The organism is Klebsiella sp. GL120222-02, assembly GCF_003097195.1.
Lineage (GTDB): Bacteria > Pseudomonadota > Gammaproteobacteria > Enterobacterales > Enterobacteriaceae > Klebsiella > Klebsiella variicola.
In genome coordinates this window covers 25,157-49,169 of the sequence record NZ_QEQO01000002.1, presented here as the reverse complement: position 1 = coordinate 49,169, position 24,013 = coordinate 25,157, and the positions used below count along the sequence as shown (strand labels likewise).

The 24,013-nt window shown below is 63.3% G+C and carries 19 protein-coding genes; 8 read left to right on the top strand and 11 right to left on the bottom strand.

Annotated elements, in window-relative coordinates:
- Positions 1-34 precede the first annotated feature (34 nt).
- Genes entH through entC form a run of 5 tightly spaced genes read right to left on the bottom strand, consistent with a single transcriptional unit; the run spans position 35 to position 4,861 of the window.
- Positions 35-448, bottom strand: coding sequence for a proofreading thioesterase EntH (gene entH / locus N438_RS05450; protein WP_008805589.1), 414 nt, complete (start codon positions 446-448; stop codon positions 35-37).
- Positions 449-1,204, bottom strand: coding sequence for a 2,3-dihydro-2,3-dihydroxybenzoate dehydrogenase EntA (entA, locus tag N438_RS05445; RefSeq protein WP_012068428.1), 756 nt, complete (start codon positions 1,202-1,204; stop codon positions 449-451).
- Positions 1,204-2,055 (bottom strand): enterobactin biosynthesis bifunctional isochorismatase/aryl carrier protein EntB, encoded by an 852-nt coding sequence (gene entB / locus N438_RS05440; protein WP_008805587.1) that lies wholly within the window; start codon positions 2,053-2,055, stop codon positions 1,204-1,206. The genes entA and entB overlap by 1 nt, the downstream gene beginning before the upstream one ends.
- A 13-nt stretch (positions 2,056-2,068) precedes the next feature.
- Positions 2,069-3,676, bottom strand: a complete 1,608-nt coding sequence (gene entE, locus N438_RS05435; RefSeq protein WP_008805586.1) for a (2,3-dihydroxybenzoyl)adenylate synthase EntE — start codon at positions 3,674-3,676, stop codon at positions 2,069-2,071.
- Positions 3,677-3,685: 9 nt separating this feature from the next.
- A complete protein-coding gene (gene entC / locus N438_RS05430) occupies positions 3,686-4,861 on the bottom strand; it encodes an isochorismate synthase EntC (protein WP_008805585.1) in 1,176 nt (391 codons plus the stop codon).
- A 229-nt stretch (positions 4,862-5,090) separates the two neighbouring features.
- Here entC and fepB point away from each other — a divergent pair, with 229 nt between their 5' ends.
- Positions 5,091-6,008: a Fe2+-enterobactin ABC transporter substrate-binding protein gene (gene fepB, locus N438_RS05425; protein WP_165818794.1), complete on the top strand. Its 918-nt coding sequence runs from the start codon at positions 5,091-5,093 to the stop codon at positions 6,006-6,008.
- A gap of 236 nt (positions 6,009-6,244) precedes the next feature.
- Here the strand turns inward: fepB and entS are convergent, their stop codons facing one another.
- Positions 6,245-7,486, bottom strand: a complete 1,242-nt coding sequence (gene entS, locus N438_RS05420) for an enterobactin transporter EntS (protein ID WP_008805583.1) — start codon at positions 7,484-7,486, stop codon at positions 6,245-6,247.
- A 112-nt stretch (positions 7,487-7,598) separates the two neighbouring features.
- Here entS and fepD point away from each other — a divergent pair, with 112 nt between their 5' ends.
- The 3 genes from fepD to fepC are packed head-to-tail and all read left to right on the top strand — an operon-like array spanning position 7,599 to position 10,386.
- A complete protein-coding gene (fepD, locus tag N438_RS05415; protein ID WP_023297205.1) occupies positions 7,599-8,606 on the top strand; it encodes a Fe(3+)-siderophore ABC transporter permease in 1,008 nt (335 codons plus the stop codon).
- Positions 8,603-9,595 carry an iron-enterobactin ABC transporter permease gene (gene fepG, locus N438_RS05410; RefSeq protein WP_012968727.1) on the top strand — a complete coding sequence of 331 codons (993 nt, stop codon included), beginning with the start codon at positions 8,603-8,605 and terminating at the stop codon, positions 9,593-9,595. Before fepD ends, fepG begins: the two co-directional genes overlap by 4 nt.
- Positions 9,592-10,386 (top strand): iron-enterobactin ABC transporter ATP-binding protein, encoded by a 795-nt coding sequence (gene fepC, locus N438_RS05405; RefSeq protein WP_012542491.1) that lies wholly within the window; start codon positions 9,592-9,594, stop codon positions 10,384-10,386. Before fepG ends, fepC begins: the two co-directional genes overlap by 4 nt.
- A 64-nt stretch (positions 10,387-10,450) precedes the next feature.
- Here the strand turns inward: fepC and entF are convergent, their stop codons facing one another.
- From entF to fes, 3 genes are read right to left on the bottom strand one after another with little or no spacing between them, the layout of a single operon-like run.
- Complete coding sequence (gene entF, locus N438_RS05400; protein ID WP_032753855.1) at positions 10,451-14,332, bottom strand: enterobactin non-ribosomal peptide synthetase EntF; 3,882 nt, start codon at positions 14,330-14,332, stop codon at positions 10,451-10,453.
- 10 nt (positions 14,333-14,342) lie between these two features.
- Entirely contained in the window at positions 14,343-14,546 is a 204-nt protein-coding gene (locus N438_RS05395) for an MbtH family NRPS accessory protein (RefSeq protein ID WP_004178967.1), read from the bottom strand.
- Positions 14,547-14,573: 27 nt separating this feature from the next.
- Positions 14,574-15,782, bottom strand: a complete 1,209-nt coding sequence (gene fes, locus N438_RS05390) for an enterochelin esterase (protein WP_032739303.1) — start codon at positions 15,780-15,782, stop codon at positions 14,574-14,576.
- A gap of 259 nt (positions 15,783-16,041) precedes the next feature.
- Between fes and fepA the strand changes: the two genes are divergently transcribed.
- Positions 16,042-18,270, top strand: coding sequence for a siderophore enterobactin receptor FepA (fepA, locus tag N438_RS05385; protein ID WP_032729591.1), 2,229 nt, complete (start codon positions 16,042-16,044; stop codon positions 18,268-18,270).
- Positions 18,271-18,336: 66 nt separating this feature from the next.
- Positions 18,337-18,966 (top strand): enterobactin synthase subunit EntD, encoded by a 630-nt coding sequence (entD, locus tag N438_RS05380; RefSeq protein WP_032739299.1) that lies wholly within the window; start codon positions 18,337-18,339, stop codon positions 18,964-18,966.
- Positions 18,967-19,000: 34 nt separating this feature from the next.
- Here the strand turns inward: entD and N438_RS05375 are convergent, their stop codons facing one another.
- Together N438_RS05375 and N438_RS05370 are read right to left on the bottom strand one after the other, a co-directional pair.
- Entirely contained in the window at positions 19,001-19,936 is a 936-nt protein-coding gene (locus N438_RS05375) for a transketolase C-terminal domain-containing protein (protein ID WP_064170478.1), read from the bottom strand.
- Complete coding sequence (locus N438_RS05370) at positions 19,929-20,759, bottom strand: transketolase (RefSeq protein WP_008805574.1); 831 nt, start codon at positions 20,757-20,759, stop codon at positions 19,929-19,931. The genes N438_RS05375 and N438_RS05370 overlap by 8 nt, the downstream gene beginning before the upstream one ends.
- Before the next feature lie 374 nt (positions 20,760-21,133).
- Here N438_RS05370 and N438_RS05360 point away from each other — a divergent pair, with 374 nt between their 5' ends.
- Positions 21,134-22,084, top strand: coding sequence for a sugar-binding transcriptional regulator (locus N438_RS05360; RefSeq protein WP_002893602.1), 951 nt, complete (start codon positions 21,134-21,136; stop codon positions 22,082-22,084).
- Positions 22,085-22,433: 349 nt separating this feature from the next.
- A complete protein-coding gene (locus N438_RS05355) occupies positions 22,434-23,954 on the top strand; it encodes an FGGY-family carbohydrate kinase (protein ID WP_110215641.1) in 1,521 nt (506 codons plus the stop codon).
- Positions 23,955-24,013: the final 59 nt, after the last annotated feature.

Sequence of the window (24,013 nt, the reverse complement as noted above, 5' to 3'; positions counted from 1 at the left end):
TAAGCGTAGCGCAAGCCGGGGAAACAGCGACTTCTTAGCCCAGCACCGCGGTGCCCAGACGACAGGTGCAGCAGCGCCGCCCCTTCTCGTCATACACCACTATCTCCCAGCTCTGGCTCTGGCGGCCAAGATGCAGCGGTCGGCATTCGCCGCGCACTTTCCCGCTGGAGACCGGACGATGGTGGGTAGCGTTAAGCTCGGTGCCCACCACGCACTGCCCTTCTTCGGTCATCAGCCAACCGGCCATCGAGCCCAGCGTCTCCGCCAGCGCCGCGGAGGCGCCGCCGTGCAGCAGGCCAAACGGCTGATGGGTGCGCGCATCCACCGGCATCTCCGCCTCCAGCAGCCCCGCTTCCAGTCGGGTGTAGATGATGCCAAGATGCGCCACCATGGTGTTTTCGCTGCTGGCGTTCAGCGCCGCCAGCGTGAGCTCTCGCTTCCAGGCCATTTACGCCCCCAGCGTCGAGCCGCCATCAACCACAATATCCTGCAGCGTAATATGGCTGGCGTGAGAAGAGGCGAGGAACAAAATGGTATTGGCGATCTCCTGCGGGCGGGCGATTTTGCCCAGCGGGATGCCGAGCTTAAACTGCTCGCCGAAGCCGCGGATCCGCTGCTGCTCGGCATCGTCGCTGACCCACAGGGTGCGCTGCATATCGGTGTCGGTGGAGCCCGGCGACACGAGGTTGCAGCGCACGCCGCTGCCTGCCAGCTCAAGGCCAACGGTTAACGCCAGGCTTTTCAGCGCCGCTTTCGAGGCGCCATAGGCGCTCATGCCGATACGCGGCGTATGCGCGGCATCGGAGGCGACGGTGACGATCGCCCCGCCCCGCTGACGGCGGAACTGGGCCATCGTCTGCTGAAACAGATTAAACGCGCCGCCAACGTTGACCGCGAAGGTTTGCTGCCAGTCTTCCGCGCTCAGCTGGTCGGTGGCGCCCATGCGCAGGATCCCGGCGGCGTTCACCAGCACGTCCAGTCGTTCGATGTTGTTGAGCAGCCGCGCGCACACGTCGCGTACCTGACCGGCATCGGCGACGTCCAGCGTTTCGGTGGCAAACGGATAACCTTCGCCGTCAAAGGCAAGGTCGAAACCGGTGACGTTAGCCCCGGCCTCGACGAAAGCCAGCGCGGTGGCATAGCCAATCCCTTTACCTGCGCCGGTCACCCACACGGTCTGGCCGTGGAAATCCAGCGCCGCCATTATTTCACCTCACGGGAGAGCAGCGCCCACCAGGCGTCGATGGTCGGGTTCTTCGCCAGCATCACGAAGTCGATATCGCCGTGCACTTTGCGCCAGCGGGCGGCCAGGGCCATCATCCGCACCGAATCCAGACCGTAGTCGATCAGATTTTCATCATCCAGCGGTTCGTCGGATTCGTCGAGCAGCGGCAGGATCAGCGCGCGCAGCGCCACTTTGGAGGCCGGCAGCGGCAGCAGCTCTTCGGTCATCACCACGCGGCCGGAGCGGCCGGCGACGTATTTCAGCGCCATCAGGTGCTCTTCACGGCTGAAGTCCGCCAGGGCGTCGGCGACAAAGAACGGTTTGATATCGCGCATGAAAGCATCGGTGGCGGTGGTCATGCAGCCGATATGAGCATAAACGCCGGTGATGATCAGCTGGTCGCGGCCGGCCTCTTTCAACATCTCCTCCAGCGGCGAGCGATGAAATGCGCTGTAACGCCATTTCACCAGCACGGTATCGTCTTCATCCGGCGCCAGCGCGGCAATCACCTGCTGCTGCTCCGGCGAGCGGGTCAGGCCCGGCCCCCACATATCATTCAGCAACGCCCGATCTTCATCACTCTGCTCTTTCGGCTGGGCGGTGTAGTACACCGGAATGCCGTTCTGTTTGCAGAAGTCGCGCAGGGCGGCGATATTGGCCACCACTTTCTCCATCATCGCGCTGTTTTCGCCCCAGAAGTTGAGGAAATACTCCTGCATATCGTGGATCAGCAGCGCGGCGCGCGACGGCTCAAAGGCCCAGTTGACTTTGTTCGCCGGGATATCGCTGGCTTCCGGCAGCGCATATGCCTGTAATTTAGGGATTGCCATTCTCTGTTCTCCTTCAGCCCAGCTTGCCTTCGGCCAGCCACTGACGTAATTGTTTTTTATCGACTTTGCCCACCGGCGTCAGCGGCAGCGCGGCAACGCACTCCACGCGATCCGGCAGTTTAAATTCAGCCACCCCCTGCTCGCGCAGGAAGCGGCGCACCGCGACGGCGCGCAGCGGCGAGGTCACCACCAGATAAGCGCAGCTTTTCTCGCCCAGCAGGTTGTCTTCGATGCTGACCAGCGCGGCGTGGATCACCGCCTCATGGCGCAGCAGCAGGTTTTCGATCTCTTCAGCGGCGATCTTCTCGCCGCCGCGGTTGATCTGATCTTTTTCCCGGCCCTGGACGGTGATATACCCGTCTTCATCGATCGAAATCAGATCGCCGGAGCAGTAAAACCCGTCAGCGTCAAAGGCTTCTGCGTTATGCTGCGGGCTGTTGTAGTAGCCGCGGAAGGTGTACGGCCCGCGGGTCATCAGGCGGCCCACTTCGCCGCGCGGCAGCGGGTTGCCGTCGGCATCCGCTACCCACACTTCATCGTCCGGGCACATCGGGCAGCCCTGGGTATGGATGATCCGCTCCGGGCTGTCGTTAAGGCGGGTGTAATTCACCAGCCCCTCCGCCATGCCGAACACCTGCTGCAGCTGGCAGCCGATTTCCGCCGGAATGCGCGCGGCGAGGGTCGCCGACAGGCGCGCGCCGCCGACCTGCAGCAGCTCCAGCGATTGCAGTTGCGCATTGCTGCCCCATTCATGGATCGCCTGCAGCCACAGGCTGACCGCCGGCGGCACCAGCGAGGCAACGTTAATCTGATGTTGTTCAATCAGCGGGAAACAGAGGGTGGCGCTCGGGTCGGCAGCGAGGATCACCCGCCCGCCGGCGAGGAAGACGCCGAGCGAACCCGGGGAACTCATCGCATAGTTATGCGCCGCCGGCAGCGCGTTGAGGTAGCGCGTCTCAGCGTTGATCCCGCAGATCTCGTTGCTGCGGCGGATGCTGTAGTCGTAATCGTTATGGGTGCGCGGGATCAGCTTCGGCGTCCCGGTGCTGCCGCCGGAGAGCTGGAAAAAGGCCACTTCGTCGGCAGGGGTTGGATTGGCGACAAAGTTATCCGCCGGGCGGTTAATCTCCGTCGCCAGATCGCGCTCGCCGCCGTCGTTACGCAACAGTGCGACGCGCAGGGAAGGATGCTCAGCGATAAACGCATGGAGGAAGCTATCGTCAGCAAACAGCGCGTGCTCGCGATCGGCAATCAGCAGCGCCGGTTTAATCTGCGCGGCGTAGGCGTTAAGCTCGTTGCGCTGATGGCTGAACAGCGCGTTCACTGGCGCGACGCCGATGCGCAGCAGCGCAAAGAAGGTGATGTAAAACTCGGCGACGTTGCCCAACTGCACCAGCGCGGTTTCCCCGCGCTTCAGTCCCTGGCGCTGCAGCGAGCAGGCAAGGTTGTCCACCAGCTGATTAAACTGGCGGTAGCTAATCTGCCGTTCGCCATCGATAATCGCCACGGCGTCGTTTTCCGCGTGACGGGTGATCAGATTGGTTAACGGCAGATCCTGCCAGTAGCCTTTTTGACGATAGCGGGCCGCAAACTCTTCCGGCCAACGGGTAAATGCAATCATCCTTGCCTCTTAATTCAAGCCAAATACGTTAAGCATGGTGGTCAGTTTGACGCCGGTTTCGCGCCATTCGCCCAGCGGCGAGGAGGCCGGAACGATTCCCGCGCCGGCAAACAGGCGCAGCGTACGCTGCTGCAGACGCGCGCAGCGGATGGTCACCACCCATTCGCCGTTGCCTTCATCGTCACACCAGCCGACGATTCCGCCGAACAGCTGACGGTCGAAGGGTTCCAGTTCGGCAATCAGGCGCTTCGCCACCTGGTGTGGGAAGCCGCTCAGCGCCGGGGTCGGGTGCAGCAGACAGGCCAGCGACATGGCGTTTTCTTGCGCCAGCGCGGTGCCTTCGATTGGCGTTGCCAGGTGCCAGAGCGTTGGGGTGGTAATCAACTGCGGCGATGCCGGCAGCGACAGCTGGCTGCTGCGCGGGCCCAGCACGCTCTTCATCGCCTGGGTCACCAGCTCGTGCTCGTGGCGATCTTTGCCGGATGCCAGCAGCCTGTTGCCCGCTTCCCGATCCAGCACATCGTCCGGTTGACGACGGGCGGAGCCAGCCAGCGGCAATGAGCTGAAGCGCGGCCCGTCTTTACGCAGCAGCAGCTCCGGGCTGGCGCCCAGCAGCACGCCGCCGTCGGAGAGCGGCACATGGAAGTTAAAGCTCGCCGGGTTCTGGGCGATCAGTCGCTCCATCAACGCGCCGCTATCGACGCGGTCGCGGGTGGTAATATCGATAAGCCTTGAGAGCACCACCTTGTCCACTTCCGGGGTGGCGGTCAGCGCGGCAGCGCGTTCCACCATGGCTAAAAACGCGTCCTGCTCCGGGATCTCCCGGCGCTCCACCACTTCCATTGTCTCCAGCGGCGCGGCGTAGCGGGCGGAACGCTGTTTTTCCGGGCGGGAGAACGCTTCCCAGCGCTCGGGGATATAGAGCTCGGAAGGCTGACAGGTGTCGAACGGGATAGCCCCCACCATCACCGGCTTGCGGATCCCCGCCGCGCGGGCGTCGGCAAAAGCGGCGGCCAGCTGCTGCTGGAACTCGCCGTTCAGCGCATCGCCGCCGACAGCGGGCTGTGAGAAGCGGCGGAAGCAGCCGGAGGTGCTAAAACTGCGGTACGGCGACATAAAGAAGAAGCTGTCCGGAGACAGGGTCTGGGTGTGTTTCTGTACATCCTCAGCCAGTGACGTTTCCATATCATCCTCCAAAAACGATAAATATATTACGAATAATTATCATTTGTATTTTGGTTGGCTAACCTAAAAGGTATTGCCCGCCATGTCAACCGCGTTACGTCATTGCGCGCCACTTTGGCTTGCATCCTGCTGACGCAAAGTTGAAAATGAGACGCATTTATTACCTTTCGAATCAGGATGCGATGACGTGAACTTCTTTTCTTTCTGCCGCCGCGGTGCGCTGACCGGCATGCTGTTGCTTTTAGGAATTACCTCAGCCCAGGCGGCGGACTGGCCGCGCCAGGTCACCGACAGCTACGGGACACACACCCTGCCGAGCCAGCCGCTGCGCATTGTCTCCACCAGCGTGACCCTCACCGGCTCGCTGCTGGCGATTGACGCCCCGGTGGTCGCCAGCGGCGCGACCACGCCGAACAACCGCGTCGCCGATAGTCAGGGCTTTCTGCGTCAGTGGAGCGAGGTCGCCAAAGCCCGCAAGCTGGCACGGCTGTACATCGGCGAACCAAGCGCGGAAGCGGTGGCCGCCCAGATGCCGGATCTGATCCTGGTGAGCGCCACCGGCGGCGACTCTGCCCTGCCGCTGTACGATCAGCTCAAAACGATCGCCCCGACGCTGGTCATCAACTATGACGATAAAAGCTGGCAAACCTTGCTCACCCAACTGGGGCAGATCACCGGCCATGAGCAGCAGGCCAGCGCGCGCATTGCCGACTTCAATAAACAGCTCGTTTCGTTAAAAGAAAAAATGAAACTGCCGCCGCAGCCGGTGACCGCCCTGGTCTATACCGCCGCCGCGCACAGCGCCAATATCTGGACGCCGGCATCGGCCCAGGGGCAGATGCTCGAACAGCTGGGCTTTAGCCTGGCGACGCTGCCGGGCGGCCTGCCCGCCAGCCATAGCCAGGGTAAACGCCACGATATCGTGCAGCTGGGCGGGGAGAACCTCGCGGCCGGTCTGAACGGCCAGAGCCTGTTCCTGTTCGCCGGCGACCAGAAAGATGCGGATGCCATCTACGCCAACCCGCTGCTGGCGCATCTCCCGGCGGTCGCAGGCAAACGCGTCTACCCGCTGGGCACCGAGACCTTCCGTCTTGACTACTACAGCGCCCTGCTGGTGCTCCAGCGTCTCTCCAGACTGTTCGGCTAACGCGGGCCGTGCCATCAGGACGGGTACGTAACCTGAACTCTTTGCCGGGCGGCGCTCCGCTTGCCCGGCCTACAATACCCGAGACCGTAGGCCCGGTAAGGCGCAGCCGCCACCGGGCATCAGGACGGGAACGCGGCCTGAACTCTTTGCCGGGCGGCGCTCCGCTTGCCCGGCCTACAATACCCGAGACCGTAGGCCCGGTAAGGCGTAGCCGCCACCGGGCAAGTGCACCCTACTTAACTTTCGTTGACGATTTCCGGGCGCTGGAAACGGCGCAGCTCGCGTAGCAGCCCCACCAACAGCACGCCGACGAGCGCCAGCGCCCAGCCGCTGGCGCTGGCGGATGCCGCCGGGGTCATCACCGCCCCTAATCCGCCGAGCAGCGCCGCGCCGATGGCGTCGCCGGTGACGTTTTGCGCGGTCCACAGACCATTAATCCGCCCAAGCATATTTTCCGGCGTCTGGGTCTGGATCAGGGTGTACTGCAGCAGCGAGCTAATAGCGCTCAGCCAGCCAAACAGCGCCAGGCACAGCGCGCCCAACGCCCAGTGCGGCATCAGGCTGAACAGCGCAATGGCGACAAACGATCCCACCGTGGTCGCCAGCATCAGCGCACCCGGCCGCACCGTCTGGGCCAGTTGGCCGCTGGTCAACGCCCCCAGCGCCGCACCGAGCGGAATAGCGGCATACAGCAGGCCAATCTGTCCGGCCGACATCTGCCAGCTCCCGGCCAGCGCCGGATAGAGCACCCGCACCGCGCTGGCCATGGTCAGCAGACCGCCAAGCAGCGCAATCCCGCCGATAAGCGGGCTCTGACAGAGGAAGGTCAGCCCCGCCAGCAGAGATCGCAGCGGATGCTCGCGCGGCTGCGGAGGCGGCGGCAGCTGCGGCAGACGCAGCAGGGTTAAGGTGGTGATAAAGGTCCCCGCCGCCGCCAGGCCGAAGTTCCAGGCCACGCCGCCGGTGGCCAGCAGCAGGCCGCCGATCATCGGCGAAATCACCGAGCCAAGGCGCACCGTCAACATGGTGATGGCCCCGGCCTGCATCAGGTTTTCCCGCCCCACCAGCGCCGGGGTCGCCGCCAGCAGCGCGGTCACCCCCAACGAGGCGAAGAACCCGTCCCAGATCCCCAGCAGGTAGATCGCCGCCAGCGACGGCTCCGGCAGCAGGGCGTTCAGACACAGACCGACAAAGCCCACGCCGCAGGTGCCGCGCGCCAGCAGGATCAGGCGTTTACGTTCATAGCGGTCAGCCAGCACGCCCCCCACCATCAAGCCAACAAACATCGACGCACCGGTCAGCGTCACCGACAGCCCGACCTGCCAGGTCGAATGGGTCATCATCTGGATCTGGACCGGAATGGCCACGCCCAGCAGGCCAAGCGATAGAATAGAGATAAAGCGAGCGATAAAAACGGCGCGAAACGCCGGGTGAGTTTTCAGCAGGCTGAGATTGAGCAGCCAGGATTGTCGGTTCATTACAGCGCCTTGTCGTTATTTTTAATACCCTTTTTACTGTGGGTCATGCTACCATAGCTGAATAAAATCGATAACGATAATTACTATCATTATCATATCAGGGATGTCAGTTATGTCGTTTTCTACGACCGCGGTACGCTCTGTCGCCGTGCCCGGATTGTTGCTGTTACTCGCCTTAGCCGCCGCGCTTAGCCTGACCATCGGCGCCAAATCGTTGCCGATCGGCACGGTATTCACCGCCTTCAGCGGAACCTGTCAAAGCGCCGACTGCACCATCGTGCTGGACGCGCGCCTGCCGCGTACCCTGGCCGGTCTCCTGGCCGGCGTCGCCCTCGGTCTCGCCGGCGCGCTGATGCAAACGCTCACCCGCAACCCGCTGGCCGACCCCGGCCTGCTGGGGGTCAACTCCGGCGCCAGCTTCGCCATCGTCCTCGGCGCGGCGCTGTTCGGGATCACCTCCCCGCAGGAGCAACTGCTGCTGGCGTTTTGCGGCGCGCTCTGCGCCTCGCTGCTGGTGGCCTTTACCGGCAGTCAGGGCGGCGGCCAGCTGAGCCCGGTGCGCCTCACCCTCGCCGGGGTCGCCCTTGCGGCGGTGCTGGAGGGGCTGTCCAACGGCATCGCCCTGCTCAACCCGGACGTCTACGATCAGCTGCGCTTCTGGCAGGCCGGTTCGCTGGATATCCGCACCCTGCAGACGCTGAAAATTGTCCTGCTGCCGGTGGTGATAGCGGGGATCGCCGCCCTGCTGCTGAGCCGGGCGCTTAACAGCCTGAGCCTCGGCAACGATACCGCCACCGCCCTCGGCAGCCGCGTCGCCCGCACCCAGCTGATCGGCCTGATCGTCATCACCGTCCTGTGCGGCAGCGCCACCGCCGTCGTCGGCCCCATCGCCTTTATCGGCCTGATGATGCCGCATATGGCGCGCTGGCTGGTGGGGGCCGATCATCGCTGGTCGCTGCCGGTCACCCTGCTCGCCACCCCGGCCCTGCTGCTGTTTGCCGACGTGATTGGCCGCCTGCTGGTGCCCGGCGAACTGCGGGTATCGGTGGTGAGCGCCTTTCTCGGCGCGCCGGTGCTGATCTGGCTGGTGCGCCGCCAGCCGCGGGGAGGTGGCCTGTGATTGCCCCGTCCCGCCGCCTGATAGCCAGTTGCCTGGTGCTGATGGCCGCCAGCCTGCTGATTTCCCTGCTCGGGCTGGCGCAAGGCCCGGTGCCCCTGACGATTGACCAGGTGTTCTCGGCGCTGTTCGGCGATGCGCCGCGCAACGTCGCGATGGTGGTGAACGAATGGCGGCTGCCGCGGGTGTTAATGGCGCTGCTCATCGGCGCCGCGCTCGGCGTCAGCGGCGCCATTTTCCAGTCGCTGACCCGCAACCCGCTCGGCAGCCCGGACGTGATGGGCTTTAACACCGGCGCCTGGAGCGGCGTGCTGGTGGCGATGGTCCTCTTCGGCCAGAACCTGACGGCGATTGCCCTGGCGGCGATGGCCGGCGGGGTGTTGACCTCGCTGGTGGTCTGGCTGCTGGCCTGGCGCAACGGGATCGAGACCTTCCGCCTGATCATTATCGGCATCGGCGTGCGCGCCATGCTGGTGGCATTCAACACCTGGCTGCTGCTGCGCGCCTCGCTGGAGACCGCCCTTTCTGCGGGCCTGTGGAACGCCGGATCGCTTAACGGCCTGACCTGGGGTAAAACCTGGCCGTCGGCGCCGCTGATCCTGTTGATGCTGGTGGGCAGCGCCCTGCTGGTTCGCCGGATGCGACTGCTGGAGATGGGCGACGATACCGCCTGCGCGCTGGGTGTGCAGGTCGAGCGTTCGCGCCTGCTGCTGATGCTGGTGGCGGTGGTGCTCACCGCCGCCTCGACGGCGCTGGCCGGGCCGATCTCATTTATTGCGCTGGTGGCACCGCATATCGCCCGCCGCCTGAGCGGCACGGCCCGCTGGGGACTGACCCAATCGGCCCTGTGCGGCGCGCTGCTGCTGGCGCTGGCCGATTACGGCGCCCAGCGGCTGTTTATGCCGTGGCAGCTGCCGGTTGGCGTGTTAACCGTCAGCCTCGGCGGTATTTACCTTATTGCATTGTTGATTCAGGAGTCCCGCAAAAAATGAGTGCTGTCCCCTCCCGTTTGCGCGGCGAGCAGTTAACCCTGGCCTACGGTAACAAGACCATCGCCGAGTCGCTGAACGTGACCATCCCTGACGGCCACTTCACCGCCATTATCGGCCCCAACGGCTGCGGCAAGTCGACGCTGTTGCGCACCCTCAGTCGCCTGATGACGCCGGCCAGCGGCCACGTCTGGCTCGACGGCGCGCAGATCCAGCAGTACGCCAGTAAAGAGGTTGCCCGCCGCATCGGGCTGCTGGCGCAGAATGCCACCACTCCTGGCGATATCACGGTGCAGGAGCTGGTGGCCCGCGGGCGCTATCCGCACCAGCCGCTGTTTACCCGCTGGCGCAAAGAAGATGAAGAGGCGGTGAACAAGGCGATGCGGGCGACCGGGATCAGCGATCTGGCGCTGCAGAGCGTCGACACGCTTTCCGGCGGCCAGCGGCAGCGGGCGTGGATTGCGATGGTGCTGGCCCAGGAGACGGCGATTATGCTGCTGGATGAGCCAACCACCTGGCTGGACATCAGCCATCAGATCGACCTGCTGGAGCTATTGAGTGAGCTGAATCGCGAGAAGGGCTATACCCTGGCGGCGGTGCTGCACGATCTTAATCAGGCCTGCCGCTACGCCACCCACCTGATCGCCCTGCGCGACGGCAAGATCGTCGCCGAGGGGGCGCCGAAGGAGATCGTCACCGCCGATCTGATTGAACGGATTTACGGCCTGCGCTGCACGATCATTGAGGATCCGGTGGCGCATACGCCGCTGGTGGTCCCGCTGGGCCGCCGGTAATCTCCTCTTTCGCCGGCTTGCGCTACGCTGAGCCGGGCTACCTGCTGTAGCCCGAACTCAACCGTTACCCCAGAATCTCCCTGACCACCGGGCCGATGGCTTCAAAGGCCTGCGGGGAGATAATGTCGACGTGGGCGCAGTTCTGGCTGAACACCTCCAGTTCCGCCACCCACGGGCCCCATACGACCTGCGGATCCATCCCCGCCTGCCGCGTCTTCTCCGCCACGAAAAGCGTCGCCTTGCCGTCAAACTTCGCGCTGTGGGCGGTGGTTAACAGCCGCACCGCATCGGCATAGTTACCTTCGATAGCGCTGAACAGCTCGCCGGAGGCTTGCCCCTGCTGGGCAGCGAGGAACGCTTCGCGCTCGCGGTCGATCTCCGCCAGTACCTCGGGATCCAGCCCGTTGGCCTCTTTCTCCGCCCAGTTTTGCGTCTCCGGCGGCCAGGTATCCAGCAGGCCGAGGAAGGCCACCGCTTCGCCGCGCTGGCGCAAGCGGGCGGCAATCCCCTGGGCTAAGGTGCCGCCCAGCGAATACCCAAACAGGTAATAAGGGCCGTGCGGCTGCTGCGCCAGCAGCGTGCGCAGATGGTGCTCGCACACCTCGTCGAGGCTGGCGGCGCTGGCCATCGGCCCCTGCGGGCGCGGCGACTGAATACCGGTTATTGACCAGCGCGGGCTGAGATAGCGCGCCAGCACGCTGAACTGCCAGGCGAAGCCGGAGGCCGGATGGAAGCAGAACAGCGTCGGGCCGTCGCTCTCGCGCAGCGGCAGAAGCGTATCCAGCCCCAGGCGCCGGGCCTGCTCATCGCTGAGATCGGCAGCCAGCAGCGCGCTCAGTTTGCCCACCGTCGAGGCCACCATCACCTGCCCCGGGGTCACCTGCCGCGCCAGCTGGCGGCTGAGCTGTGCCGCCAGACGCATCGCCAGCAGAGAATGACCGCCGAGGGCGAAGAAATCGGCGTCGATATCGTTCACCTCGCAGCCCAGCAGCTGGCTGAAGGCCGTGGCGACAAGGGTTTCCATCCCGGGCTCCGGCGGCCGGCCGCTGCGCTCCCCGCCGAGGGTCGGCAGCGGCAGCGCTTTGCGGTCCAGTTTGCCGTTGGCGCTAAGCGGCAGCTCAGCGAGCTGCATCAGCACCACCGGCACCATATGCGGCGGCAGCTGTTCCGCCAGCCGCGCTTTCAGCGCCGCGGTATCCAGCGGCAGGCCGGAGTCAGAGACCAGATAGCCCACCAGCTGTCGGGCATCGCCGCCGGTCGCCGCCGCCTGGTTGAAGACGCAGGCGTGACTCACCGCCTGCGCCACGTCCGGCAGGCCCGACATCACCCGGTCAATCTCGCCAAGCTCGATGCGCTGCCCGCGGATCTTCAGCTGGTCGTCGCTGCGGCCAAGATACTCCACCGCGCCGTTCGTCAGCCAGCGCGCCACGTCGCCGGTGCGATACATCCGCTCACCGGGGGCAAACGGGTCGGCGATAAAGCGGCTGGCGGTGAGGTCCGGACGTCCCAGATAGCCCTGCGCCAGCTGGATGCCGGTGAGATAAAGATCCCCCGCCACCCCCGGCGGCACCGGGCGCATCGCGGCATCGAGAATGCGCAGCCCGGTGTTCCACACCGGCCAGCCAATCGGCACGCTGCTGCCGGTCACCGCCGCCAGCTCAGGCCCGCAGGCCGGATACCAGCTGACGTCCACCGCCGCCTCCGTCGGGCCGTACAGGTTATGCAGCGGCGCGCCGGTTAAGCGCTCCCACTCGCGGCACAATTCCGTCGGCAGCGCTTCGCCGCTGCAGAATACCCGCCGCAGCGTGCGGCAGGCAGCGACGCTGTCGGCATCCAGCGAGGCGACAAACGCCGCCAGCATCGACGGCACAAAGTGGGTGGTGGTCACGCCGTAGCGGGCGAAGAACTGCTGCATCGCCTGCGGGTCGCGGTGCGCCTCCGGCTCGGCCATCACCAGCTGCGCGCCGGCGATAAACGGCCACCAGAACTCCCACACCGACACGTCGAAACTGCACGGCGTTTTCTGCGCCACCACGTCCTGGGCAGATAACGGATAGCGATCCTGCATCCACAGCAGGCGGTTGACGATGGCGGTCTGGCCGACCATCACCCCTTTAGGCCGCCCGGTGGAGCCGGAGGTAAAGATGATGTAGGCGGTATGGTCCGGTTTTGACAGCGCCAGCGGCGCGTCATCCCCGGCGGCCAGCGGCTGCTGATAGCAGAGGCTTTCCAGCCCCGGAATATCGCTGAAGCGGGCCAGTTGATCCTCCGAGGTGATCAGCAGCGACGGCCGGGCGTCTTCCAGCATCATCCGCAGGCGGTCGTCCGGGTAGCCGGTGTCCAGCGGCAGCCAGGCGGCCCCCGCTTCGACAATGCCATGCAGCGCCAGGGTCAGGAACACCGAGCGCGGCAGGGCCACCGCCACGCTGTCGCCCGGCTTCACGCCGCGCTGACGCAGCAGTTGCGCGAGCGCCACCACCTGCTGACGCATCTCGCGATAGCTGAACTGCCAGCGGGCGTCCGCCAGCGCCGGGGCATCCGGGGTCTTCCGCGCCTGGTCGGCCACCAGCGCGCTGAGGGTGGTGGCAGGCAGCGGCACAACGGTATCGTTGACCGCCGCCAGCCGGGCCAGCTCGTTGGCGGAGAGCATCTCTGCTTCGCCGCAGCGCAGCGCCGGATCGGCGGCGAACTGCGCCAGCAGCGCGGTCAGTCTCGCCACATGGCGACGGAGCTCGGCTTCGTCGTACCGGGCCTTGTTGGCGAGGATCTCCAGCGACAGCCCGCCGGTCTCATCCGGGAACAGCGCCAGCTCGAGATCGTTGACCGGGCCGGTGGCGAGGGTGTGGGTCACTGCCTGCACACCATCGATATCCAGCTGGTAATCAAAGACTTTGACGTTCAGCACCGGGCCGAACAGCGGTTCGTCCCCTGCCGCTTTACCGCTGTCGCGAACGATCTGTTCGGCGTCATAGCGCTGATGGCGGCGCATCTTTTTCAACTGAGCGGCGAGGCGCATCGCCAGGTCTGCCAGCGTCTCCTGGGCGTCAATATGCACCGCCAGAGGCAGGACATTGAGCACCGGCCCCGTCGAGGTCAGCGCGGCTGAACCCATCCGGCGCATAAAGATAAAGCCCGCCGCGTAGTCCATCCGGTTGCACAGGCGGCCCAGCCACAGCGTGGTGAGCGCCAGCGCCAGGTCAGCGGGCTGACACTGCGGCGCATGGCCAGCCAGACGGCGGAAGGCGTCGGCGTTCATCTCCAGCTTCATCCGCCAGATATCGCTCCCGGCGGCGCGTCCGCCCAGCGGCGCGGCAGAGAGTGAGGCAGGCGACGGTAACGCCTGGCGCTGAGCCTGCCAGAAGGCTTTATCCCGCTGCCAGGCCTCGCTGCCGGCGTAGCGCTGGTACTCGTCCACCACCTCGGCGAAGGGGGTGAAAGGCGACTCAGGAGTGGCTTCCCCCCGCTGCCAGGCGCGGTAAATGGCGGCGATCTGCCGGGTTATCGCCGGGAAGCTGAAGCCATCCACCAGCAAGTGGTGATAACGCTGATACCAGTACCAGCGGTCGTCGCCGACGCGCAGCAGCTGATGGCACACCAGCGGGTTGCCGCCGTCGACACGCAGATCCTGCGCCAGGTCCGCCTGCATCCGCTCCGTGGCGGCGCGATGCGGATCCGGCGCCGTACGCAGGTCAATGATCGACGGTTCGCCAAAGGTGCGGTCGGCCGCCACCCACTGCCAGACTTCCCCCTCCTCTTCCTCAAAGCGCAGGCTGAGGGTGTCCGCCTGCTGCAGACCGGCGACAATCGCTTTTCCCAGCAGCGTCGGGTCGAGCGCGCCGCGCAGTTCAACATAGTGGGCCACGCTCCAGGCGCCTGGCAGAGTGGAGAGGCGCTCGGCCATCCAGATCCCCGGCTGCGCGGCAACCAGCGGTAAACGAGTGGTCATTGTCAGCTCCTTATGACGCATGATGGGCGGGGGTCAGGGTTGACCAGTTGGCCGCCAGCCAGGCGTTGCAGGCCTCGGCCGACTGCGGGGGGCACACCACCGCCCAGCCGGCAGGCAGGTCGCAGTGCGCCGGCCACAGGCTGTACTGCTGCTGATCATTGCGCAGAATGTAAAACTGCCCTTGCGGATTGTCGAAGGGGTTACTGAATTGCATATCAAACTCCTGTCGTAAAGCGCGGTGCTAAGGGTGCGACAGCAGAGGCTGCCAGAGCTGGATAAGCCCTGCCGTCAGCCCGCCGCGCCAGCAAAGCGCATCATGCCCGCCGTCAACCTGACGCCAGAAAATCGTCTGCTGTGTCGTAGTGAGTTGCGCCAACAGCGCCTGGTTGGCGCGAAAAATAATCGGTTCACGCTGGCCCGCTTCCAGCCAGATGCGCAGCCCGGCCGCGGACACCTCACCCTGGCGAAGCTGTTCGCCGATAAAGCCCGTCCCGCAGCCATCGCGATGCGGCCACCAGTAGGAGCCTGACTGGCTGAGTACGCAGCCAAAGCGCTGCGGCCAGTTGAGGGCGGCGAACATCGCCGCCAGGCCGCCGAAGCTTTGCCCGGCCACCACTGTCCGCTCCGGGCGGTCGCTGAACGGGGCATGGCCGCGGATCAGCGGCAGGAGCTCCTCCTGCACCGCCAGCCAGAAATCGCGGTGACAGGGCAGCTCAACCCCGCGGCGCTGGTTGTCGATCGCATCGATCAGCAGGTAGACCGCCGGCGGCAGACTCCCCTCGTTGGTCAGCGCGGCCAGCGGCGACCACACCGGCATGCTCTCGGCCCAGAACTGGCCGTCGAGCAGGATCGCAAGGGGCCGCGTTTGCGGGTCGACGGCCTCGCCGGTGGTGTAGATCCAGACCCGGCGATGGTTGCCCAGACGCGCGCTGCGCCACTCAAGGCATCGGGCGGGAGGATGCGCCTCATTAAACTGGTCCCAGCCGGGCTGCGCGGGCGCCTGCGGCATCTCCAGGGCCGACACGCCATGGCCGCGTCCGCCCTGCCAGCTGTGCGGGTTCAGCGGATCGGCTATCGCCCGCGGCAGCAGTTTGCGCCAGCCTTCGCGCAGCAGCGCGCGGTCGGGCGCGTCAGCGCTGAACACCTCAGGGGAAAAATCATCGTCACGGTCGGAGGGAATAAAACAGTAGCTACCGCGCCAGGTCGGCGACAGGGTGGTTCGCCAGGACCAGGCGTCGGTCCCGGGCAGACGCGTCAGCGATTGCGGCCGCGCATTCTGATGGTGGTCGGTCACCCCGGTGATATAGAGCCATACCCGACGGCGCGGAGAGTGCGTTTCATCCCCCGCCGGATCCCGCCACCAGAACGTCACCTCGATGGCGTCATCCACTGCGCGGCACTGCGGCCCCTGCAGGGTTTGCCACCACTCCTCGCTTCCTGTCCTTAACATTCTGTCATTAACCCTATGTATATCGTGACTTTTTTAATTAATTGTAATTCTTTATTGATAATATTATTGATAACTATTTGCATTTGCAATAGCGTATTAGCGCGCCGTGGGAAGCGCGTCTTTCACAAAACATGTCGAAGAGAGCTTATTCAGCTAGCGACGGAGTGCCTTTGCCCTCTTCCGGCAACATTTATGCCGCCTCCCCTCCCGGTGGGAAGGGGCGTTTGGGGAACGTGGCGACTAAAGAGCAGGAATAACAATGAATAACAGGATCAAATCCCTGGCCTTGCTGGTCAATCTGGGAATTTACGGGGTTGCTTTTCCGTTAAGCGCAGCGGAAACCGCCACCGACGATAAAAACAGCGCTGCTGAAGAGACCATGGTGGTCACCGCCGCCGAGCAGAATCTGCAGGCGCCGGGCGTCTCCACCATCACCGCCGATGAGATCCGCAAACGCCCGCCGGCGCGCGACGTCTCGGAGATCATTCGCACCATGCCGGGGGTCAACCTGACCGGCAACTCCACCAGCGGCCAGCGCGGCAATAACCGCCAGATTGATATCCGCGGCATGGGTCCGGAAAACACCCTGATCCTGATCGATGGCAAGCCGGTCACCAGCCGCAATTCCGTGCGCCTTGGCTGGCGCGGCGAGCGCGACACCCGCGGCGACACCAGCTGGGTGCCGCCGGAGATGATCGAACGCATCGAAGTGATCCGCGGCCCGGCCGCCGCCCGCTACGGCAACGGCGCCGCCGGCGGGGTGGTGAATATCATCACCAAAAAAACCGGCGATGAGTGGCACGGCTCATGGAACACCTATATGAACGCCCCGGAGCACAAGGATGAAGGCTCCACCAAACGCACTAACTTCAGCCTCAGCGGCCCGCTGGGCGGCGATTTCAGCTTCCGTCTGTTCGGTAACCTCGACAAAACGCAGGCCGACGCCTGGGATATCAACCAAGGTCATCAGTCCGAACGTACCGGGATCTATGCCGACACCCTGCCTGCCGGGCGCGAAGGGGTACAAAATAAAAACATCGATGGTCTGGTGCGCTGGGAATTCGCCCCGATGCAGTCGCTGGAGTTTGAAGCCGGCTACAGCCGCCAGGGCAACCTCTACGCCGGCGACACTCAGAACACCAACACCAACGACCTGGTGAAAGAGAACTACGGTAAAGAGACCAACCGTCTGTATCGCAACACCTACTCGGTCACCTGGAACGGCGCCTGGGACAACGGGGTGACCACCAGCAACTGGGCGCAGTACGAGCGCACCCGCAACTCGCGCAAAGGCGAAGGCCTGGCCGGGGGCACCGAGGGGATCTTTAACAGTAATCAGTTCTCGGATATCGATCTGTCGGATGTGATGCTGCACAGTGAAGTCAGCATCCCGTTCGACTATCTGGTTAATCAGAACCTGACGCTGGGCAGCGAGTGGAACCAGCAGCGGATGAAGGATAACGCCTCCAACACCCAGGCGCTGTCGGGCGGCAGCATCCCGGGCTACGACAGCACTGGCCGCAGCCCGTACTCGCAGGCGGAAATCTTCTCGCTGTTCGCTGAGAACAACATGGAGCTGACCGACACCACCATGCTAACCCCGGCGCTGCGTTTCGATCATCACAGCATCGTCGGCAACAACTGGAGCCCGTCCCTCAACCTGTCGCAGGGCCTGTGGGACGACTTCACGCTGAAGATGGGTATCGCTCGCGCCTATAAAGCGCCGAGCCTGTATCAGACCAACCCGAACTACATTCTCTACAGCAAAGGCCAGGGTTGCTACGCCAGTAAATCCGGCTGCTATCTGCAGGGTAACGACGACTTAAAAGCCGAGACCAGCATCAACAAAGAGATTGGCCTCGAGTTTAAACGCGACGGTTGGCTGGCGGGCGTCACCTGGTTCCGCAACGACTACCGCAACAAGATTGAAGCGGGCTATGCCCCGGTCTATACCAACGGCAGCGGCACCGACCTCTACCAATGGGAAAACGTACCAAAAGCGGTGGTGGAAGGCCTGGAAGGGACGTTGAACGTGCCGGTGAGCGAGACCGTCAACTGGACCAACAACATCACCTATATGCTGCAGAGTAAGAACAAAGAGACCGGCGATCGTCTGTCGATTATCCCGGAATATACGCTGAACTCTACGCTGAGCTGGCAGGTACGCGATGACGTTTCGCTGCAGTCGACCTTCACCTGGTACGGCAAGCAGGAGCCGAAGAAGTACAACTACAAGGGTCAACCGGTTACCGGCAGCGAGAAGAACGAGGTCAGCCCCTACAGCATCCTCGGCCTGAGCGCGACCTGGGACGTCACCAAATACGTCAGTCTGACCGGCGGCGTGGATAACGTCTTCGACAAGCGTCACTGGCGCGCGGGCAACGCCCAGACCACCGGGGGCACCACCGGCTATATGTATGGCGCCGGTGCCGAGACCTATAACGAATCGGGCCGCACCTGGTATATGAGCGTCAACACCCACTTCTGATAGCGGCTTCTCCCTCCCCCGCCCTTGCAGGATAAAGGGCGGGGACAACCGCGGTAACCTTGTCCTATGCGCATCCATCACGCCACGCTGCCGCTGGCCGGCTATACGCTGCAGCAGATCGACTTCGACCCGGCGACTTTCCAGCCTGAAGATCTGTTCTGGCTGCCCTATCACGCCAGTCTGAGCGGCTGGGGCCGCAAGCGGCAGGCGGAGCACCTGGCCGGACGCATCGCCGCGGTATACGCCCTGCGCGAGGTGGGGGAGAAACAGCCTCCCGCCATCAGCGACCAGCGCCAGCCGCTGTGGCCCACGCCCTGGTTCGGTAGCATCAGCCACTGCGCCCAGCGCGCGCTGGCGGTGATCGCCGATCGGCCGGTGGGCGTCGATATTGAGCGCCGGTTTACCCCCCAGATGGCGGCGGAGCTGGAGGACAGCATTATCAGTCCGACGGAAAAAACAGCGCTGCTGCGCAGCGGCCTGCCCTTCCCGCTGGCGCTGACGCTGGCGTTTTCGGCAAAAGAGAGTGGGTTTAAGGCGACGCCTGCGGCAAATCAGCGCGCGCTGGGGTTCGCCGATTTTCAGATCGTGGACATAACGGCAAGCACCTTAGCGCTTGAGTTTGCGGAGCAACGCTATCCCTTGCACTGGATAGCGTCGGAGGAGCAGGTCATCACGCTTTGCGCATTGCAGCAGTAAACGCCCGCGCTTCACGCGACGGGCGTTCAGTCCATCAGCCCCGTTTTTGCACCAGGGCAACGATGGCGGCGGCATCAAACCCGTGGTACTGGCGCATCCAGCCGCGATCGGCGGCGGCGGCGTACTCCCCGTCCGGGATCCCCAACCGCTGCAGGGCAATGCCCACCCCCGCTTCCGCCAGCACCTCCGCCACCAGGCTACCCAACCCGCCGTTGACGTTATGCTCTTCGACGGTGATCACTGAGCCACACGGCCGGAGCGCCGCCAGCAGCGCCGCGGTATCGCAGGGGCGGATCGACGGCACGTTGACCACTTTCGCCTGGATACCGAGGTCGGCAAGCTGCTGCGCCGCCTCCACCACTTCATGCACCGTCGAACCGGTGGCCACCAGCGCGACGTCCTCGCCTTCGCGCAGGGTCAACACGGCGCCGGGAACAAAGCGATACGACTCGTCAAGCAGCTCCGGCAGCGCCTTGCCATCGAGACGAATATAGACCGGGCCCTGATAAGCAAGAGCATAGTCGATGATCTGCCGACATTCGCGCGGCGTGGAGGGGGCGAAGATCTGGATATTGCCAAAGCCGCGCATCACCGCCAGATCGTCAATGGCATGGTGGGTGCTGGCCAGCGGGCCGTAGCTGGCTCCGGCGTTAAGGCCGAACAGCTTGACGTTGGTGTTGTTGTAGCAGACATCCACTTTGATTTGCTCATTGGCCCGCGAGATAAGAAACGGCGCGGCGTTACAGGTCACCGCCACTTTGCCGCCCAGCGCCAGACCGGCGGCGGTGCCGACCATGCTCTGCTCAGCGATGCCGACGTTCACCAGCCGACCGGGAAACTGCTTAATAAAGGGGGCGATTTTAGCCGTCGACGTGGAGTCGGCCACCACCGGCACCAGATCGACACCGCTTTCCACGGCGGCGATAAAGGCCTCGACCATGACGTTAGCCAGGTGTTCTGTATTACTCATCTTTCAGTTCCTCCAGCGCCAGAGCGATCTCTTCGCCTTTCGGCACCCGGTGGTGCCACTCCGGGCGCCCCTGGATAAAGGAGATCCCCGCGCCTTTCGTGGTGTTGGCAATAATAACGTTCGGTTTACCGTTCTGCTGTAGCCCCTCGATGGCCGCGACCACCGAGGCCATGTCGTTACCCTGGCATTCGCTGACTTCCATACCGAAGGCGCGCCATTTATCGGCCAGCGGATCGGTATTCATGATTTCGCGCGTCGGCCCGGCCAGCTGGAGGTTGTTCTTATCATTAATAATGACCAGGTTATCCAGACCGTAGTGCGCCGCCGCCAGGGCGGCTTCCCAGTTGCTCCCCTCCGCCAGCTCGCCGTCGCCAGTGATCAAAAAAATGCGGCGGGTGCTGTTGCTTTTCTTCGCGGCCAGCGCCAGCCCCACCGCAACAGGCAAACCGTGACCCAGCGCGCCGGTGTTGAGCTCGATGCCCGGCGTTTTCTGCCGCACCGGGTGGCCAGGGAGATGGGAGTTGGCATGCTGGTAGGTCTCCAGCCACTCAACCGGGAAGAATCCCGCTTCCGCCAGGACGCAGTAGTAGCAGCCCACCGCGTGGCCTTTCGACTGGATGTAGATATCGCGCTGCGGGTCGTCGAGCCGGTCCGGCGCGACGTTAAGGACGCGGAAATAGAGCGCGGTTAACAGTTCGACCTGCGAAAGGTCTGCCCCGGTGTGGCCGCCGGCCGGACTATTGGCGTTTAAGCGCACAATATGGCGCCGCACCGCGCGGGCTTTACGCTCCAGCGTCTGAATATCATATCTGTAGGGATTCATTTCACACCTCTGAATTTATTTTCAGCATGGAATATTTATTCCAGCAAGGACTAAAAAAACCAGATATCCCCATGCCGGGTGGTAAGCCTTCTGCCACAGCGCCCTACTCAGGAACATTCTGCCTCCCGCTCCAGGCGAAGCCCGGATAAACACATTGACTCGAAATCGCCTTGAATATATATTCAATAATGATTCTTTATTCGATTATGGCCTGGCTGTTTTGTTTTTGTCCATAGTCGATTTTGAGGATTGGCAAAAGTTAGACGCCTGTCACACTTAAGTCTGATTTTTTTTCGCGTATGATAAAAGTCACTACGATAATGGCTGCAGCTAACCGCCTGAAGAAAGGCGATAAATGATTTTCGAGGATTAATATGGCTAAGCAGGATGAACAACGGCTATTGGTTAAGATTGCCACGCTTTACTATCTGGAAGGACGAAAGCAGTCTGATATCGCCCAACTTCTCTCGCTGTCTCAGTCATTTGTCTCCCGCGCCATTACCCGCTGCCAGAAAGAAGGCGTCGTCAAGATCAGCGTCGTTCAGCCGTCCAACATCTTTCTGAAGCTCGAAAAAGGGCTTGAGGATCGCTACGGCCTTAAGCAGGCGGTGGTGGTGGATACCGAGGAAGAGGCCAGCGATCATACCATCAAGCGGGCGATTGGCTCCGCTGCCGCCCACTATCTGGAAACCCGGCTGCGGCCAAAAGATCTGATTGGCGTCTCCTCGTGGAGCTCAACCATTCGCGCGATGGTCGATGAAGTTCATGCGCAAAACCTGAAAGCCAGCGGCGTGATCCAGCTGCTGGGCGGCGTCGGGCCAAACGGTAACGTGCAGGCGACGATTCTTACCCAGACCCTCGCCCAGCGCCTGAATTGCGACGCCTGGCTGCTGCCGTCACAGAGCATCGAGGGATCCATGGAGGAGCGCAACCGGCTGCTGGCCAGCAAAGATGTCGCTGACGTGGTGTCGCGCTTTGATGAAGTGGATATCGCCATCGTCGGCATCGGCATTCTCGAACCCTCCCAACTGCTGAAAACCTCCGGTAACTACTATCACGAAGATATGCTGCAGGTGCTGGCGGCGCGCGGCGCGGTGGGTGATATCTGCCTGCACTACTACGACAAAAACGGCCATCCGGTGTTACGCGATGATGAAGATCCGGTGATCGGTATGGCGCTGGAGAAGGTCAAAAAATGCCCGAACGTGGTCGCGCTGGCCGGCGGTACCGATAAAGTCGCGGCCATCAAAGGCGCCCTCACCGGCGGCTACATTGATGTTTTAATCACCGATTATCCTACCGCTCGCATGCTGGTTAGCGACTAACCTGCCGCGCTGCTTTTCCTCACTGCCGCCCTGACGTGCTTTTTTAACTTCAGGGCTGACTCTATTAATACATTTAAATTCAATCAGTTAATCAGCCACTCCAGCCGCCAACTGCCGCTTTCGCCGATCGGCGAAATGTGATTGCCAGCACAATTGATGATTTTTCCGGTAGCCCGTCACCGGGTTTGTGGCTTAAGGTATCAAATAAATAATCACTATCGAATATATATTCAGTGATTAAAAAGATGATAACGAAATGTCACAACATGGCCTGCACAGACGCAGGAGACGGTGGGAGATATTCCTCGTCTTCGCGGTTCCAGGACACCGAGTGACCGAGGAGAGCACGATGCAGGCGACAGCAAAAGAGTTCATCATTGCCCTGGATGAAGGCACCACCAACGCCAAAGCGGTGGTGCTGGATAGCCGGGGCAAAGTTATCGTCAAATTCTCGCAGCCGCTGGCGATCCAAACGCCGCGCGACGGCTGGGTGGAGCAATCGGGCGAAGCGCTGGTGACCGCCTCACTGACGGTGATCGCCAGCGCGGTGGCCCACGTTGGCGCGGAAAACGTCGCCGCGCTGGCCATCAGCAACCAGCGGGAAACCGCCATCGGCTGGTATCGCGACAGCGGTGAACCGATTAACGCGGCGATCACCTGGCAATGCACCCGCAGCGCCGCGTTCTGCGATAAGCTGCGTCACGATCGTCAGGAACAGCACATTAAGCGTGCCACCGGCCTGCCAATCGCCCCGCTGTTCTCGGCCTCCAAAATGCGCTGGCTGCTGGATGCGACTGTCGATGGCCACCTGCGTGCCGAACGCGGTGAGATTTGCCTCGGCACCATCGACAGCTGGCTGCTGTGGAATCTGACCGCTGGAGAAGCCTTCTGCTGCGACTACTCCAATGCCGCCCGCACCCAGCTGCTGAACCTGCACCGCGGCGAGTGGGATGACGAGATGCTGGCATTGTTCGGCATTCCGCGCGCGGCGTTGCCGGACATTAAACCGTCGAGCGGCCTCTTCGGCCATACCAAAGGACTGGCCGCCATTCCGGACGGTATTCCGATCATGGCGATGATCGGCGACTCCCACGCGGCACTGTTCGGCCACGCGCTCGGCGAGGCAGGCTGCGTCAAAGCCACCTACGGCACCGGCTCTTCGGTCATGGCCCCGGTCAAATCGGCGAAGTGCGATATCGACGCGCTGGCGACCACTGTCGCCTGGCACGATGGCGACCAGCTGGTGTGGGGCCTGGAAGGGAATATTCCTCACACCGGCGATGCCGTCGCCTGGATGGCGGACAGCACCGGCCTGAGCGAACTCTCTGCCGCCGAGCTGGCCCATGAGCTGAATACCCTCCCCGCCTCCGTCGACTCAACCCTCGGGGTCTACTTCGTGCCGGCGCTGACCGGTCTTGGCGCCCCCTGGTGGGACGACAGCGCCCGCGGCGTGATTTGCGGCCTGAGTCGCGGGGTGAAGCGCGCGCATCTGATCCGTGCGGCGCTGGAGTCCATCACCTATCAGATAGCCGACGTGGTGGTAGCGATGCGTCAGCATGAGGAGTTCACCCTGACGGCGTTGATGGTGGACGGCGGGCCGACCAACAATGACTGGCTGATGCAATACCAGGCCGATCTGCTCGGCTGCCCGGTGATGCGCAGCGACGTGCCGGAGCTGTCCGCCATCGGCGCGGCGTTGCTGGCGCGCAAAGCGCTCCATCCGGGGTCGACCGCCGATCTGCAGGCCTTCTTAACCGAACACAGCACCTTTCAGCCCGACATGGCCCGCCACCAGCGTTTACAAACGCGCTGGCAGGAGTGGCGCCATGCGGTCGACCGAACATTATGGAAACCGGACTCGCCAGCCTGACCGCCAGACTGCGCGACGACACGCATTCACTTATCACAGGAGAAACCCGGCCCATAACG